This is a genomic window from Streptomyces sp. NBC_01445, from assembly GCF_035918235.1.
Classification (GTDB): Bacteria; Actinomycetota; Actinomycetes; order Streptomycetales; family Streptomycetaceae; genus Streptomyces.
In genome coordinates this window covers 495,835-510,794 of sequence record NZ_CP109485.1, presented here as the reverse complement: position 1 = coordinate 510,794, position 14,960 = coordinate 495,835, and the positions used below count along the sequence as shown (strand labels likewise).

Below are 14,960 nucleotides of genomic sequence, written 5' to 3'. Positions count from 1 at the left end.
AATTTCTTTTGTCGAAACTGGCGTTCCGGAATTATGCCGGCGTCAGCCCCTGGGGAATTCGCCGCCGTCCACGACGAGACTGCTCCCGGTCAGCCAGCTCGCCCGGCCGGACGCGAGGAACAGCACCGCCTGGGCGATGTCGTCGGGCCGGCCATCGCGCCCCAGCGGCGCGGTGGTGGAGTCGTTCTGGCCCGGCGCCAGATCCAGGCGCGCCCACTGCTCCCGCGTCTCTTCGCCACCGGGAGTGGCGACTCTGCCGGGAGACACAGAGTTGACCCGGACTCCGAACGGGGCCTGTTCCACGGCCAGTCCCCGGCTGTAGTTCTCCAGTGCCGCCTTCGCCGCCGTGTAGTGCAGGAACGGTCCTACTGGGGTGAGGACCGCGGCCGATGAGATGTGCACGATGACCCCCGAACGCCGTTCCCGCATCCCCGGCAGCAGCAGCGAGTCCAGCCGCACCGACGCCAGGAAGTTCAGGTCCAGCGCGTTCTGCCACTCCTCGTCGGGGATGGCCGCGCTGCCCTCGTGAGGTCGCGCCCCACCCGCGTTGTGGACCAGGATGTCCACCCCGCCGAGCACCTCCTGTGCGGCTACGGCGAGCGCCTGTGCTCCAGCCACTGTCCGCACATCGGCCGCCACGAAGGTGGCCCCTTCCGGCACCGTGCTTGTCGCCGACCTGGCAGTCGTGAGCACCTCGGCACCCGCGTCCAGGAGTTGGCGCACGACGGCCGCTCCGATTCCGCGAGAACCACCCGTGACCAGGGCCCGCTTTCCCGCGAGTTCTCGCATTCCCGATCCGTTCTCGATCGTGGTCATGCCACCGGTCCTCTCAATTCGTGTGTCAGTCCGCTCGACGGAAAAGGATCGACTTGCGCAGACCGCGATTCCTCGGAGAAATCACGGTGAGCACCTCGTCGAGCTGTTTCACGGTACGTACGGAAAATAGTGAGAGGCAAAGACGAAATGTCAGCAGGCGGTATAGGAAATCCCTATGGCACCCCGGACGGCTAACGCGGTGAGGACGTCGGTGCGCAGGACCGGTGCGGTGACGCTGTCGTGCGAGCGGGCTTCGGAGGGAGCTAGGGATGCAGGCGCAGACGACATCGATGAACGGTGGGCTGGCAGCAGAGGGCGGTGTCCCCGGCGCCTCGCCTTCCCCGGCGTCTTGGATCGCATTCGAGGGCCGACTCACCTCAGCCGCGACTGAACCTCGACAACGTCGTCAAAGCGGCGCCTGTCGATCTCCGTCCCGCCGGTCCGCATCCGTCAACGCGTTCGATCCGGATCGGGAGGTCGAAGGGCGCCGGGGCGTGAGTGAGCAGGCGAGGTGGGGCGGATCGACGGAACATGGGAGGAGCGAAAGGCAGAGTGCGCCGAGCAGACGGGAGTGCCGCAGGTGGGTGGCGGGCGCGAGAGCGGCGATTCGGAGGAGTACGACGCCGAGGTGCGCCAGCTCGCGACACTCAATCGGTTGGCGGGCCCGACCGCCGCCGGATCCGCCAAGGCGTCCGAGTGGACGCGCCACCGCGGAGCCGACCTGCTCGTGACGGGGCACGCCCTGGCGCGGTCCGCATCGCTCGGGGAGGCGCTCACCCTGATCTCCCAGCTGGCTGACGCCACCCTGCCGTTGTGCGGTCAGGCGGTGTTCCGGTCCGACCGCGAAGTCCTGAAGTGCGTGGGTCAGGTCGGCTTCCGCGACGGCGAGGTCGACGCGCTTCGACTGCCTCTCGGCACGATTCATCCGGCGGCGCAGGTGGCCCGGACCGGGCGCCCCGTCTTCCTGGCCTCCCCGCAGGAGTATCGAGACCGCTTCCCGTCCGCCTGGGAACCCGCAGGAAAGCAGGGCTACGAGGCATGGGCCTTCCTGCCCCTGACGACGTACAGCCAGCTCACCAGCGTATGGATGGCGGCCTTCGACGCCCCGGTACCGATGACCGGCGGTCTGGGCACGTTCCTGTTGACCGTGGCCCGCTTGCTCGGCCAGAGCATCGAGCAGTCGTACGACGGTCAGGCGGACCGCGCACTCTCCCAGGGCCTGCGCAGCAGCATGAGCCGGATCGCCCCCGGTGTCGACGGCCTCACCGTCGCAGGCCGGTACGTGCCCACCGGCGGGGGCCTCATGGTCGGCGGTGACTGGTTCGACAGCATCCTCCTGCCCGGCGGGCGCCTCGGCGTGGTGATCGGCGATGTCCAGGGCCACGATGTGCAGGCCGCCGGGCTGATGTCGCAACTGCGTACCGCCATCCACGCCTACGCCGCCGAGGGCCACGGCCCCGACGCCGTCCTGGTGCGCGCGTCCCGCTTCCTGACGTCACTGGGCGAAGGTCGCTTCGCCACCTGTATCTACCTGGAGGCCGATCCCGCCAGCGGCGTCCTGCGCATCGCCCGGGCCGGGCACCCGCATCCCGTGCTGCGTCTGCCGGACGGAACCTGTCTGCTCAAGCACGTGCGGGGTGGGCTGCCCCTCGGGCTCGACCTAGGGGAGGACGACTACCCGGTCAGCGTCGTCTCCCTGCGCGAGAACGAGATCCTCATGCTCTGCACCGACGGTCTGATCGAGTCCGGCGGACACGACATGTACTCCGGTTGGCTCCGTGTGCGCGATGCGCTGACCCCGGGCGGTCCTGAAGACCTCGACGGCCTGGCGGACCGGCTTCTGAACGCGGTCGTGGCCCCGTCCCCCGCAGAGGCGGGCGACCAACCCGGCGCCTCCTTCACGGAGGACGACATCGCGCTGCTGCTCCTGCGCCGAGACCCGTCGGATGTGCATGCGAACCGGGCCGGGCGGCATCTGCGCTTCACTCTCGAACAGGATCAGGCCCAGGGACTCGCCGACGCGCGGATCGAATTCCAGGGCCTGCTCCACGACTGGGCACGGCCGGAGCAGGTTGACACGGTCCTCCTGCTCGTCTCCGAACTCCTCGGGAACGTACTGATCCACACCGATCATGCCGCTGTCCTTCGGGCCGAAATCAGCGGCGTTGCCCCAGGCCGGCGACGACTGCGCGTGGAGGTCACCGACCGCAGCGACGAGGTCCCGCACCGGCGCGCCCCCGGCGAACTCTCCTCCTCCGGACGCGGCCTCGTCCTCCTCGACCTGCTGGCCCACCGGTGGAACATCCGCCCCGAACCGGAGGGGAAGACGGTCTGGTTCGAACTCGACGAGGAGGGCCCGGAAGAACCCTGACCCGCGCCTGACCGAGTGTCTCCGTTGTTCTCTCCGCCGCGCCCGTCAGCCGACTCAGCCCCGGAGCCGTGCCATCTTCGCCCGAATGGCGCCTTGGTGAGCTCGCTGCCGATGCTGACCGTGAAGGCGCTCGCGGCGAGCCACTGTGCCGCGTTGTGAACTGGCACGCCGCCCGTTGCGTGATGCGTACGCGGGGCAGGACGGGCTGTACATACGCCGCTTGGAATCACGCGCCAGAGCCGAGCGCCAAAGCCTCGAGCGTCGGCACTCCCGGACTCGGCCTTTGAGGTGGGGCAGGTCGCTTACCGCGCCTCTCTCCGTTGGGCGAACAGCTACTCGCGCCGATGAGCCGCATCCCGTCGTCCCGGCGCGGTTCCTGAGCCGCCCAGTCCGGTTCCTTCTCGAAAACGTGGCGGAACCTGATGACGGGCAGGCCTGCCGGCCGAGCACGCGTCGGCTGTCCGGTGTCGTGGCTCAGGGACTTCACCCGCCTGCCCGCCACTGCCGGAACGGCCAAGGTGCGGTCGATGATCTCGTCGTCGGACTCGGATCAGCGGTCCCGTGCCAGCGGTCCCGTGGCCGTGCAGGCCACCTTCGATGAAGCCGATTACGAGCGCCTCGCCGGGGCCGAGTTCGCCAGGATGGTGGACGAGGTGAAGGCCGTGGAGGTGCGACGGCCGCGGAGGACGCGGCGGCCTCTGGTTCTTCCTGGCCTGTCACAAGGGACCGGTGCTCCCACCTGTCGTGGTGGGGGAGTGGGGGTTTTTGTGCGGGGTGGTGCGGCTAGGCGATGGGTGTGGAGCGGATGGCGGAGATGTCGAACTGCAGGCGGACTTTTTCGCTGACCATGGTGCCGCCTGCTTCGAGGCGTTGGTTGTAGACGAGGCCCCATTGGGTGCGGTCGATGGTGGTGGTGGCGTCGAAGCCGGCCCGCTCGTAGCCGAAGGGGTCGAGGACGGAGCCGAGGTAGTCGAGTTGGAGTTCGACGGGCCGGGTGACGCCGCGGATGGTCAGGTCGCCCGTCATGCGGAAGGTCTCTTTGCCTTCGTGGGTGGTGGAGGTGCTGCGGAAGGTCATCTCCGGGTGGCGGCGGGCGTCGAAGAAGTCGGTGCCGATGAGGTGGGCGTCGCGTTGTTCGACGCCGGTGTCGACGCTGGCGACCCGGATGGTGATCTCGGCCCGGGACTGGGAGGGGCGGGCTCCGTCGAAGTACAGGGTGCTGTCGTAGTCGGCGAAGGCGCCGCGGACGGTGGTGACCATGGCGTGGCGTACGGAGAAGCCGATGCGGCTGTGGGGGCGGTCGATGGTCCATTGCCCGGTGAGTGCGCGAAGGGCGGGGTCGAGCGTGGCGCCGGCGGTGTCGTCGGGGAAGGGCGTACGGGGGCCGGCGGCAGGCGTCGGCTCGATGGTCGTGCTCTGGCGACGGCTGAAGATACCCATGCGGTCGTAGCCCTCCTCGATTTTAGTTACTCCGTGTTATCACGGTGTGGGGAGGGGGTGGGCGGGGAGATGGGTGGCCTCGTCCGATATCTCTGTCGCGGCCTGCAAAGATGCACAGGATCGACCCAGGATCGTCATGAGTGTGGATGCACTGTCCGGCGATACGTCTTCACGTAAAGTCACTGCACGGTTCGGTGCGGTGGCGAGGTCGACGTTCGTGGCGAACTCGGTGACCGCCCCTCGCAACCCGAACTCGAGAACAAGAGGCTGTCCCCGCGTGCAGACCGCCCTGTTCCGAGGTCCGAGGTGAGGCGCCGCGATCGTGTGGGAGCCGTCCTGCTGTCCGCAGGACCCTTGTGTGGGCGGCTCGTTGGGCCGGCTGTTCGAGGTCGGGCGGGGCAGTCGCGCAGTTCACTTCGAGGGTGGATACGGTGCCAGGTGCTGTGCTCCTGCGAGGCAGCCACTCTGCCATTCGTCCAGGTACGGGGCTTGGTAAAAGAGTTCACCGCAGGTTTCCCGGGCGGCATCGGCAGTGATCTCCTCACCGGCGCCCGAAATCTTTTGCCCCGCCAAATATCCGTCCCGGTAGACGTCGGCCCGGCTCTCGCGCTGGGTGCCCTTGCTGTGACCACTGGTCGCTGTGGCTGTGGCTACGCCGTAGCCGGCCGCGAAGACTACGAGCGCAGCTGTGACCGAGCCGATCGCGAGCCGCGCCTTGGGTATCAGGAACGGGCGGCGTGGTGCGTCGTCCTTCGCGGTCATCCGGTCTCCTCAGGCGGGCACGCTGAACTGGTCAACAGTGTGGCCGCGGGTGCCGCGCGTGTCAGCTGCTTGTGCACTCTTGTCGTCCCTGAGGCGGCGTTCAGGCTTCGGTGGCCCGGTTGGCGTGCCGTTCGATGCTCCAGCAAGGTCGCCTGCCATCGGGCCTCCACCGCGTGCGCGCTGCCGCGTGCGTGCGGTCGGCGCCGCTGTCCGGGCCGGTCGGGGGCATCGGCGGGGGTGCAAGCGTGCCGGTGCCACGCTCCGCGGCCAGGTGTGCAGCACACAGACTCGCCTCCGACCACACGAGAGGCTATCCACGCCAGATGGCTGTTTCCGCCCCCAACGTATCGAGCGAAAATCGAACAGGGTGAGTCACGTGCCTGGAGTGCGTTCAGCGTGCGGGAATCACGCTCCAGGGCTGTGCGAGTGGGTGATCGGGGAGAGAGTGGAAGGGTGTCTGCGTCGGGTCGTCGAGACCACTGCCTGACCGTGTACAGCGGCTGGGAAGGAGATTGCCGCATCGGCCGTGCTGCGATTCGAGGAGTACGAGCCCTGACGGCCGGGATCGCCACCGGGCCGTGATGAGCGCCGAGAGGAATGGGACATGACAGCCTCGTACGAAACCATCAGCACCAGGTTGGACGGCAACGTCCTGTCCGCCACCTTCAACGCCCCGCCGATCAACCTCATCGGTCCCGAGCTCGTGCGCGATCTCGTCGGACTGCTCGAGGAGCTTTCCCAGCCGGCGGCTGCACGAGTGGTGGTCTTCGACAGCGCGGACCCGGACTTCTTCTTCCCGCACGTAGACCTGACCAAAGTGCCCGAGTACACCGCTGAAGCCGCTAAAGCCGGAGGTCCGGGCGACGCCTCCCTGGGGATGCTGTTCCGCAGGCTCAGCGAGATCCCGGCCGTCACCATTGCCAAGCTGCGCGGCCGGGCACGGGGGGCGGGAAGCGAGTTCCTCCTCGCCTGCGACATGCGCTTCGCCTCCCGGGAGAACGCTGTCCTGTGCCAGCCCGAAGTCGGCATCGGAACCCCGCCCGGCGCGGGAGCGATCCAGCACCTGACCCGTCTGCTGGGCCGGGGCCGAGCGCTCGAGGCCGTGCTGACGTCGGCCGACTTCGATGCCGAACTCGCCGAACGCTACGGATGGATCAACCGCGCGGTACCCGACGCCGAGCTGGACGAGTTCGTAGCCGGCATTGCCGCGCGAATGGGGGGCTTCCCGCGTGATGCACTGATTGCGGCCAAATCAGCCATCAACGCCATCAGCCTGGCAACTCCTGCCGATGTACGCGCAGATGCGGCCCTGTTCCAGCAACTCGTTCGGGGTGAGGCAGCACAGCAGCGCACGGCAGAGCTTTTCCAGCAGGGCTTCCAGACCCGTGGCCGTACCGAGCTCGACCTCGGTGACGCGCTGGGCGAGTTGAAGGCCGTCGACTGATGCAGATGACGGAACCATGCCTCCGACCCGTGGCCTCCAAGCACCCCGATCCGCGGCTACGACGTTGACCAGCAGGCCACGCGAAGCGGAGCACCGGCACGGCCGTTGGAACCGCAGTCGGCTCACGTATGGAACACACGAGATCTGCGTCCGAGGACTTGCGCGCCCTCACTGTTCTGCGGCCAACTGCGATGCTCGGAGTGGCCCACCAGCGCTCCGTCACAGCTATGACGGAGCACCTGAGGCTTCGCACGGCAGCTGGGACCTGGCGCTCGTGGACGCGACCGGTGCCGCGGTGGACGACGTGACCTCGCGTCTGTGGCGGCGCTCCGCGCGGCCGTGCACCGGGTGGCATTCCGGGGGCGCTCACGGACTACGCGGTGTGGCCAGGCGGCTGCCCCGGGGCGCGGGCGTTGCGGGTTGAGGAAGCCATGCCACCGGTCGGGGTCGAGATCGGTCGGGTGACGGGTCTGTCCCAGCGGGCGGCGGCCGGGCACCCTGGTAGAGGCCGGCCCGGTCGGAAACGCCGGCCAGGGCGGCTGACCCGGACACCCTGGCTTGACTCTGCCGGGGATCTTGGGGGTGAGGTCAACTGCCGAGGGTTCGCCAGGACTTCGACCGAGGGATGCCGAGCGTCCAGGAAGATCTGGAAGGTGGTCGGCGGCCGCGGTGAGGGGGGCCTCAGTGGGCGAGTCGGACCTGTACGGAGGGCTGGCGGTCCGCACGCAGGGGGTCACCACGACAGTGGCAAGACTGATCGCAGCCGGCGCCGGCGTGCTTCGGACCACGGATGACCCGGACATGGGGCACTACGCCGTCGTGCTGCAGGACCCGGAAGGCAACGAGTTCTGCGTTGTCCAGCGACCGTGCTCGTCGCGGGCATCAGAGCGCAGGGCGCAATCGACAGCGGCCTTCACGATCAAGGGGACCTGGTCGGATCGTGAAGGCCGCTGCCGTGTCGCAGGGCGGGGAGCTACTTGATGTAGACGAGTCCGTCCGTCGTGATCGTCGGACGACCGCTCGTGCCCACCACCACGACCTTCACGGTGTGCTTGGCGCTGCTGGACCACGACTTGGTCCACATGGCCTGGCGGTACAGGGTGCTGGACGACTTCAGGTCGACGGTACTGACCTTGACGCCGTCGACGTATACGTACACCTGCCCGGAGCTGGACGCCCGCGATGCCACCCACGAGGCTGAGCGGCCCGTGAACGTCCAGGTGAGGCTCGCGGCCTTGGAACCGCTGGAGTACGACTTGCCGCCGAGGTAGCTCGTGGAGGAACGGGATGTCCAGGTACCGGACTTGGTGGCCGAGGTCTCCTGAAGGATCACCGGGGTGAAGGAGGCGGAGGAGGTACGGGTGTTGCCCGCGTAGTCGTCGGCCTTCATCGACCAGGTGCTCGCTGTGCCGGACGCGGCGGTGCGGCTGGAGCTGGCCGTCGTCGGGCCGAAGGTGGCCGTCGTCGGGGTCAGCAGGCTCACGGACTTCAGCGCGGTGTTGTCGGTCGCCTTCCAGCCGAGGGTGACCGGCACGGAGCTGGTGTTGACCGTGCCGGTGCGCAGGGAGAGCTTCGGTGCGGTGGTGAAGGTCGGTGCCGTCGTCTCCGCCACGACGTTCAGCGCCGTGGTCGTCGTGGTCCTGCCGGATTGGTGCACGGCCCGCACGGCGACGGTGTGGGTGCCCAGGGCGAGGGTGGTGCCCACGGAGGTGGCGGTACCGGAAGCGGTGGCGACAGCCTTGCCGTCCACCAGCAGCTCGAACTTGGAGATCAGCGAACCGGGCGTCGTCGTCGACCACTTCGCCGTGATGGCGCCCTTGGTGTAGTACGTCGAACCGGACTGACCGGCGCCGGACAGCGAGGTCACCTTCAGGTCCTGCACCGGGCCGGACGCCCAGGCGCGGATCGTCGGCAACTGGCCGTAGAGGGAGCTACCGGGGCACTGGGTGTTGTAGCCGTCGCGGTGGGTGGAGATCCGGTTGAACGTGTACTGGCTGCCCGCCGTGAAACTGGTGCCGAAGTAGTTCGTCTGCGTCGCGCCGGCGGTGAGTTTCACGGTGGAGACCGGGTCGGCCTTGTACTGGCCGAGCTTCCAGGCCGCGATACGGGCGACAGAGGTCAGCGCGGCGTTGGTGGCGCCGGTGGAGGTGTGGTCGCCGAGCACCGCGATGCCCGTGGACTCCCGGTTCCAGCCGTAGGTGTGCGCGCCGAGCACCGGTCGGTCGACGCCGCCCTTGCGGCCTTCGAAGATCGTGCCGCACTTGTCGACCAGGAAGTTGTAGCCGATGTCGTTCCAGCCGTTGGTCTGGGTGTGGTACGCGTAGATGCCCCGCACGATCGCCGCGGAGTCGGCGCAGGAGTAGTCGTTCGCCCCGTCACTGTGGTGGACGAAGACGGCCTTCACATCGGGGTTGTACTCCGACGGGTCGGGGCTGAGCGACTCGTCGGCGCCCCAGCCGGCCCGCGAGGTGATCGGCGGCTCGGGCACGGTGGACGGGGGAGCCGTGGGGATGGTGGCCGACGGGCTCGCGGGCGTGCTCGGGGTGGAGGAAGCCGACGCGGGCGCGGACGGGACGGCGGAGTCGCTCGGGGACGCGGAGTCGGTGGGCGTGACCGAGTCGGTGGGCGAAGCGCTGTCGCTGACGGCCGGCGCGACGTAGGCGGCGGGCTTGGCCTTCATCTCGGCGTTGGTCGCCACGCCGGGGTCGACCAGGTTGACCTCGAGGCCCTTGGGCAGCCCCGAGTCGGTGGAGCCGTTCTTGTGGACGACCTGGACCTGGACGCCGTCGGAGGGGCCGACCCACAGCGGCTCGGACGCGCCGCGCATCTCGGCCCCGGCCTCGGGACCCTCCAACGGGTCGACGTTCGCCTCGAGGTACTTCCAGGCGGTCCACGCTCCGGTCTCGAGGCTGCGGGTGCGCACCTGGGCGCTGCCGTGCAGCCGCTTGGTCGCCCCGGTCCAGGAGACGCCGAGCATCGAGAATTGTTTGGTCTGCGTGCCCGGCAGTTCACGCTTGCCGCTCGTGGTGCCCTTCAGCGCGAGGTCGTAGACCTTCACGGGCCGTTTGGCCCGGCCCGCCGCTCCTGGATCCTGGGAAGGGGTGGCCACGGCGTAGGTCACCAGGCCCCCTCCACCCAGCACTACCGCGCCGAGCGTGATCCACGCCCGTCGTTTCAGGCTCAGCGGTCTGTATGCACGCGAGGTACGACTCAAGACGATCCACCCCAATAGAAGGCCGCGAAGGGCCACTTACCAAAGTCACGTGAGGCACATCCGTCACGGGATGGCTCACTCAGACAGCGCGGCCCAGCCGGCAAACGTCACCTCGCCATTGAGTGGGGTGACGGAGATCACTTCGCGTGAAGTCGGGTGGCGATACCGGGAGTTGGTCAGCTCAAGGCGACCGGCGCATGGGGGTCGTTCGAAGTTGGTGAGAAGTTCACCTTCTGCGTTGCATCTGGCTCACTCCGATGAGGATCAGCCCGGAGAATACAAGGGCGTTGAGTCCGAAGAAGCGGACCTCCCAAGGTGGGCTTGGCAGGGTTCGGAAGTAGAAGAGCCCCTGCACCACGCACGGCACACCCACCAGCAGTGCTCCGAGTCCGTAGACCGAGGGCCGGGTGACTCGGCTCCGGGGCGGCGTCCAGCCTGTGCGCATCGACGCCGCGCCTGCGGTGATGAGTGCCAAGCCTCCGAGCACACCGATTCCGATGAACCATCCCATGGGCCCCTCCCGCTCCGTCCTGAGCACCCGGATGCCACTTCGTCTCGCGCGGCCACTGCCCCGGCGATCATCCAGGGCTCCCGAGGCAAGTGCCAGCCCTTTCACAGCACATGTTCTCGGAGGTGTGCCGGCGGCCGGGCGGGGGACACACCAGACGCCGCGACCCCGACGACGCCGTATTCACCAGCCCGTTGTTTCGAGTCCGTCACACGCGACGGGTGTGCTCGTCCAGAATGGCGCGCAGCCGGTCGAGGCCCTCACCTTCATGCACGCCCCGTTTGGGAAGGACACCGAGCCACGAGATGTTGGGGTCCCGGCTGAGCAGGACGAAGTGACCTGCCGTCTCCCGGTAGCCCCGGAAGACGGACCACTTCTGGATCAAAGTGCTGTGGTCGGTGCGGCAGGTGATCCCGGCCGGAGACACGGTGGCGCGGTACTCGCCCTGCCATCCGACGACCCGCTGCACTTGTGCGGCTTGCAGCCGCGGATACCCCCACACCACCAGTACGACGAACAAGAACAGGACCGTCGAGACCACGTCGATACTCCCGCGGCCCACGGTGGAGAGCAGCCACTGCCCCACCCACAGTGCGAGGAACACCCCTCGCAGCAGTAGCCCGGTCCGCTTGATCCGCTCGCGGACCCGCAGGCCGACCAGTGCGTCGGCAGACTGGGGCCGGTACACCAGCCGGACCGCGGTCTGTTCGTCCACGACATCGTCATAGGTTCCCGCGCTGTTGTCGGTGCCTTCGGCACCGCCGCTCTCGGCCATGATCCCTCCCCGGTACGAAGAAGTGCGGATCGTACCGGACCTCGGTGCTGGGGCGGACGGCCGCCGTTGCGCACGGTGCCGCGAGCCTCGGAGCCAGACTCCACCGCGCGTTGCGCGCCCTGATCCTCAGGCTGCGGTGTGGGCGCCCGTGTCGCGCTGTGACATGGCCATGTAGCCGACGAATCCGATGATCGCGACGGTCCACGCGAGGGTGACCGGCGCCAGGCCGAGGCCGAGGCCGCCGCGGGCGTGGCCGAGGGCCATCCAGTCGGCGAGGGAAGCTCCGAGGGGGCGGGTGATGACGTACGCGGTCCAGAACGCGGTCACCGCGCTCAGGGCGCCGAAGCGGTGGGCGAGGGCGGGCACGCAGATGCCGACCGAGAAGAGGACGACCGACCCCAGGTAGCCGAAGCCGACGGTGGCGGTGAGGTCACCCGCGGCGGTGCCGAGGGCGAACGTGGCGAGGACGGCCGCCCAGTAGAACGCCTCGCGGCGGCGCGTCTGGATGGAGTGGATCGACAGAGTCCGCTCACTCGCGTACCAGAGCATGAAGACCGCGGCCAGTACGGCGAGGAAGGCCGGCGTCGACAGGGCGTACGGGACTCCGAGCCCGATGTGCAGGACGTCGGCGGCCATGGTGCCGAACACGCTGACCATGACGACGGCGGTCCAGTAGGCCCAGGCGACGTACTGGCGGAGGATGAACTGGACGGCCAGGGAGGCCACCAGAGCGAGGCCGCCGAGCGCGACCGCCGGCACCGGGCCGAGGGTGCGGGCCAGGATGTCCGACGCCGTCTCACCCATGCCGGTGGTGAGCACCTTGATGATCCAGAAATAGATGGTCACCTCTGGCACCTTGTTCGCCATCCGGCGTACGGGGACGAGGGGGCGGTCGTCGAGGACGTGCTGTGCGGTCATGATCCGCACGATGGCACTTTGAGCCTGTACGCAACCTGAACGGACGTGCGCACGGCAGCGGTCACGTAGCACCGCGGTACGACCCGGCGGGCGCGGATCAGTCCGCGGTACCACGGAATCGGGGTGCTTCGGTCCTCAGCGTTGTCGGTGAGGCGTCAGGGGTGACGGACGGGCGCCCGTGTCCCCGTCAGCGCGCGGCCCTCGGATCATCCGCGGTAAGCAACGACACCAATGCTGTGACCAGCGAATATGACGTCTTGGAGCTCCGCCGGCGACCCCTCGGACACGATTTCAGGGCGTATGGGTGCGCTGCGACGCGCAGGCACTGCCGGGCAGTGCGCAGGAATGAGTGTCCCGCAACCCGGGGGTCCGTGGCCCTGGAAGTACGCACGCGGGACCACGGCTGCACGTTTGGACGCTCATGTCAGGGGGACGCGATAAGCGCGTAAGAGCGACCTTCTCGGAGGCGAACCGTGGTTCGACCCCGCTTCGTGATCGACGGCGCCGACTTCGCCGGGTGTCAGCCGGCCTGCACTGCGCCCCGGGCGTCCCTGCCCAAGGCCGCCCGGAACGGCAACAAACTGTTGCCTTTTCCAGGCGTCGCCGCGTACACGGGCTGCCCGACGCGCCGCATCTGTGCGACCACGGGATCAGACACGTCGAGCCCCTCCCGCCGTTGCCGACGACCCCGGGCGCTGCTTCTCGCGCTGCACGTTCGTGGCTGTCGGGGCCGGACACGGGGACGGAGGTCGCCGCGTACGGGCATCTGTTCAGCTGCGCGCCGGTGCGCAAGCAACCGCCGGCGTGCGTAGCGGGAGCCCCGTCCGGTGCGACAACCCCTCGGAAGGAGTGACATGAATACCCGTCAACTTTCAGAACTCGCCCAGCAGTTGCGCGTCGACAGCATCCGCGCCTCCGCCGCCGCGGGCTCCGGGCATCCCACCTCCTCGATGTCTGCTGCCGACTTGATGGCCGTTCTCCTGGCGAACCACATGCGCTACGACTTCGACCGCCCCGCACATCCCGGCAATGACCGGTTCGTACTCTCGAAGGGGCACGCTTCCCCGCTGTTGTACGCCGCGTACAAGGCGGCCGGCGCGATCAACGACACCGAGCTGCTGACGTTCCGCAGGCTCGGCAGCCGGCTCGAAGGACATCCGACGCCACGGCAGCTGCCATGGGTCGAGACGGCGACAGGCTCGCTCGGACAGGGGCTGCCCGTCGCCGTCGGCATCTCGCTGGCCGGCAAGCGGCTCGACCGAACCGGATACCGCGTCTGGGTCTTGTGCGGCGACAGCGAGCTCGCCGAGGGCTCCGTGTGGGAGGCCACCGAGCACGCGGGTTACGAGCACCTGGACAATCTCACGGCGATCGTCGACGTCAACCGCCTCGGCCAGCGCGGCCCGACCCGGCACGGACACGACCTGCACGCCTACGCGCGCCGCTTCCAGGCCTTCGGCTGGCACACCGTCGAGGTCGACGGGCACGACGTCGACGCCATCGACCGCGCCTACGGCGAGGCCCTGTCCACCATCGGGCAGCCGACCGCGATCCTCGCCCGCACCCTCAAGGGCAAGGGCGTGGCATCCGTCCAGGACCGCGAGGGCCTGCACGGCAAGCCGCTGCCGGACGCCGAGGAAGCGATCGCCGAACTCGGCGGCGTACGCGACCTACGGGTAGAGGTGCAGCATCCGTCCGCCGCACGGATGCTGCATCCCGTGGGCTCGGGCCATGCGGACCTTCCCCGTTACGAGACGGGTGACGAGGTCGCCACCCGCGACGCCTACGGGAAGACTCTCGCCGCTGTCGGAACCGCCCGTGGCGACGTCGTCGCCCTGGACGGCGAGGTGAGCGACTCCACGCGCTCCGAGTTCTTCGCCAAGGAGCACCCCGACCGCTTCTTCGAGTGCTACATCGCCGAGCAGCAACTGGTCGCCACGTCGGTCGGGATGGCGACGCGCGGTTGGGTGCCGTACGCCTCCACTTTCGCCGCGTTCCTCACCCGCGCGTACGACTTCGTGCGCATGGCCTCGATCAGCGGGGCCGGGATCAACCTGGTCGGGTCGCACGCGGGCGTCGCCATCGGTCAGGACGGGCCCTCGCAGATGGGGCTCGAGGACCTGGCGATGTTCCGGGCGATCTACGGCTCGACGGTGCTGTACCCGTGCGATGGCAACCAGACGGCGAAGCTCGTCGCGGAGATGGCCGACCTCGAGGGCATCCGCTATCTGCGCACCTCCCGCGGCGACACCCCCGTCATCTACAGCCCCACCGAGGAGTTCCCGATCGGCGGAAGCAAAGTGTTGCGCGCATCCGGCGAGGACCGGCTGACCGTGGTCTCGGCGGGCGTCACCCTCCACGAGGCGCTGAAGGCCGCCGAGTTGCTCGACCGCGAGGGCATCCAGGTCCGGGTGATCGACCTCTACTCCGTCAAGCCCGTCGACCGCAGCACCCTGCGCGAGGCCGCCGAAAGCACCGGCTGCCTCCTGACAGTGGAGGACCACCGCGCGGAGGGCGGTATCGGGGACTCGGTGCTCGACGCCTTTACCGACGGCCGTCCCGTACCGCGCCTCGTGCGCCTGGCTGTCCGGACGATGCCCGGCTCGGCGAGTCCCGCGGAGCAACTGCACGCAGCCGGTATCGATGCCGAGTCGATCGCGGCGGCGGCGCGGCTGCTGGTCGAGACGGCCGTCGTGCGCTGACCGAAGGACT

The 14,960-nt window shown here is 68.8% G+C and carries 10 protein-coding genes; 4 read left to right on the top strand and 6 right to left on the bottom strand.

The features are described from left to right. Nucleotides 1-42: 42 nt before the first annotated feature. On the bottom strand, nucleotides 43-816 hold the full coding sequence (locus OG574_RS02610) for an SDR family oxidoreductase (protein WP_326771637.1): 774 nt from the start codon (nucleotides 814-816) through the stop codon (nucleotides 43-45). Between the two features lie 571 nt (nucleotides 817-1,387). Between OG574_RS02610 and OG574_RS02605 the strand changes: the two genes are divergently transcribed. Continuing rightward, entirely contained in the window at nucleotides 1,388-3,187 is a 1,800-nt protein-coding gene (locus OG574_RS02605; RefSeq protein WP_326771636.1) for an ATP-binding SpoIIE family protein phosphatase, read from the top strand. 783 nt (nucleotides 3,188-3,970) lie between these two features. Here OG574_RS02605 and OG574_RS02600 read toward each other — a convergent pair. Both OG574_RS02600 and OG574_RS02595 read right to left on the bottom strand, forming a co-directional pair. Next, nucleotides 3,971-4,627 (bottom strand): YceI family protein, encoded by a 657-nt coding sequence (locus tag OG574_RS02600; protein ID WP_326771635.1) that lies wholly within the window; start codon nucleotides 4,625-4,627, stop codon nucleotides 3,971-3,973. Nucleotides 4,628-5,038: 411 nt separating this feature from the next. Further along, nucleotides 5,039-5,389 (bottom strand): hypothetical protein, encoded by a 351-nt coding sequence (locus tag OG574_RS02595; protein ID WP_326771634.1) that lies wholly within the window; start codon nucleotides 5,387-5,389, stop codon nucleotides 5,039-5,041. A gap of 604 nt (nucleotides 5,390-5,993) precedes the next feature. Between OG574_RS02595 and OG574_RS02590 the strand changes: the two genes are divergently transcribed. Together OG574_RS02590 and OG574_RS52640 are read left to right on the top strand one after the other, a co-directional pair. Next, complete coding sequence (locus tag OG574_RS02590; protein WP_326771633.1) at nucleotides 5,994-6,833, top strand: enoyl-CoA hydratase/isomerase family protein; 840 nt, start codon at nucleotides 5,994-5,996, stop codon at nucleotides 6,831-6,833. 582 nt (nucleotides 6,834-7,415) lie between these two features. Then, nucleotides 7,416-7,814, top strand: coding sequence for a VOC family protein (locus OG574_RS52640; RefSeq protein ID WP_398380445.1), 399 nt, complete (start codon nucleotides 7,416-7,418; stop codon nucleotides 7,812-7,814). On the opposite strand, the gene OG574_RS02580 is transcribed toward OG574_RS52640, so the two are convergent. The 3 genes from OG574_RS02580 to OG574_RS02570 all read right to left on the bottom strand — a co-directional run bounded on the left by OG574_RS02580 (nucleotide 7,807) and on the right by OG574_RS02570 (nucleotide 12,248). Continuing rightward, nucleotides 7,807-10,011, bottom strand: coding sequence for an N-acetylmuramoyl-L-alanine amidase (locus tag OG574_RS02580; protein WP_326778340.1), 2,205 nt, complete (start codon nucleotides 10,009-10,011; stop codon nucleotides 7,807-7,809). The two genes, OG574_RS52640 and OG574_RS02580, sit on opposite strands and share 8 nt — an antisense overlap. 752 nt (nucleotides 10,012-10,763) lie before the next feature. Next, nucleotides 10,764-11,330: a YcxB family protein gene (locus tag OG574_RS02575; RefSeq protein WP_326771632.1), complete on the bottom strand. Its 567-nt coding sequence runs from the start codon at nucleotides 11,328-11,330 to the stop codon at nucleotides 10,764-10,766. Nucleotides 11,331-11,456: 126 nt separating this feature from the next. After that, nucleotides 11,457-12,248, bottom strand: a complete 792-nt coding sequence (locus OG574_RS02570; protein WP_326771631.1) for a COG4705 family protein — start codon at nucleotides 12,246-12,248, stop codon at nucleotides 11,457-11,459. 854 nt (nucleotides 12,249-13,102) lie between these two features. On the opposite strand from OG574_RS02570, the gene OG574_RS02565 reads away from it, so the two are divergent. Next, entirely contained in the window at nucleotides 13,103-14,950 is a 1,848-nt protein-coding gene (locus OG574_RS02565; protein WP_326771630.1) for a transketolase, read from the top strand. Nucleotides 14,951-14,960: the final 10 nt, after the last annotated feature.

Coding starts and splice junctions, on each gene's coding strand:
- OG574_RS02610 (WP_326771637.1), bottom strand. CDS start 816: ATGACCACGATCGAGAACGGATCGGGAATGCGAGAACTCGCGGGAAAG.
- OG574_RS02600 (WP_326771635.1), bottom strand. CDS start 4,627: ATGGGTATCTTCAGCCGTCGCCAGAGCACGACCATCGAGCCGACGCCT.
- OG574_RS02595 (WP_326771634.1), bottom strand. CDS start 5,389: ATGACCGCGAAGGACGACGCACCACGCCGCCCGTTCCTGATACCCAAG.
- OG574_RS02590 (WP_326771633.1), top strand. CDS start 5,994: ATGACAGCCTCGTACGAAACCATCAGCACCAGGTTGGACGGCAACGTC.
- OG574_RS02575 (WP_326771632.1), bottom strand. CDS start 11,330: ATGGCCGAGAGCGGCGGTGCCGAAGGCACCGACAACAGCGCGGGAACC.
- OG574_RS02570 (WP_326771631.1), bottom strand. CDS start 12,248: ATGACCGCACAGCACGTCCTCGACGACCGCCCCCTCGTCCCCGTACGC.
- OG574_RS02565 (WP_326771630.1), top strand. CDS start 13,103: ATGAATACCCGTCAACTTTCAGAACTCGCCCAGCAGTTGCGCGTCGAC.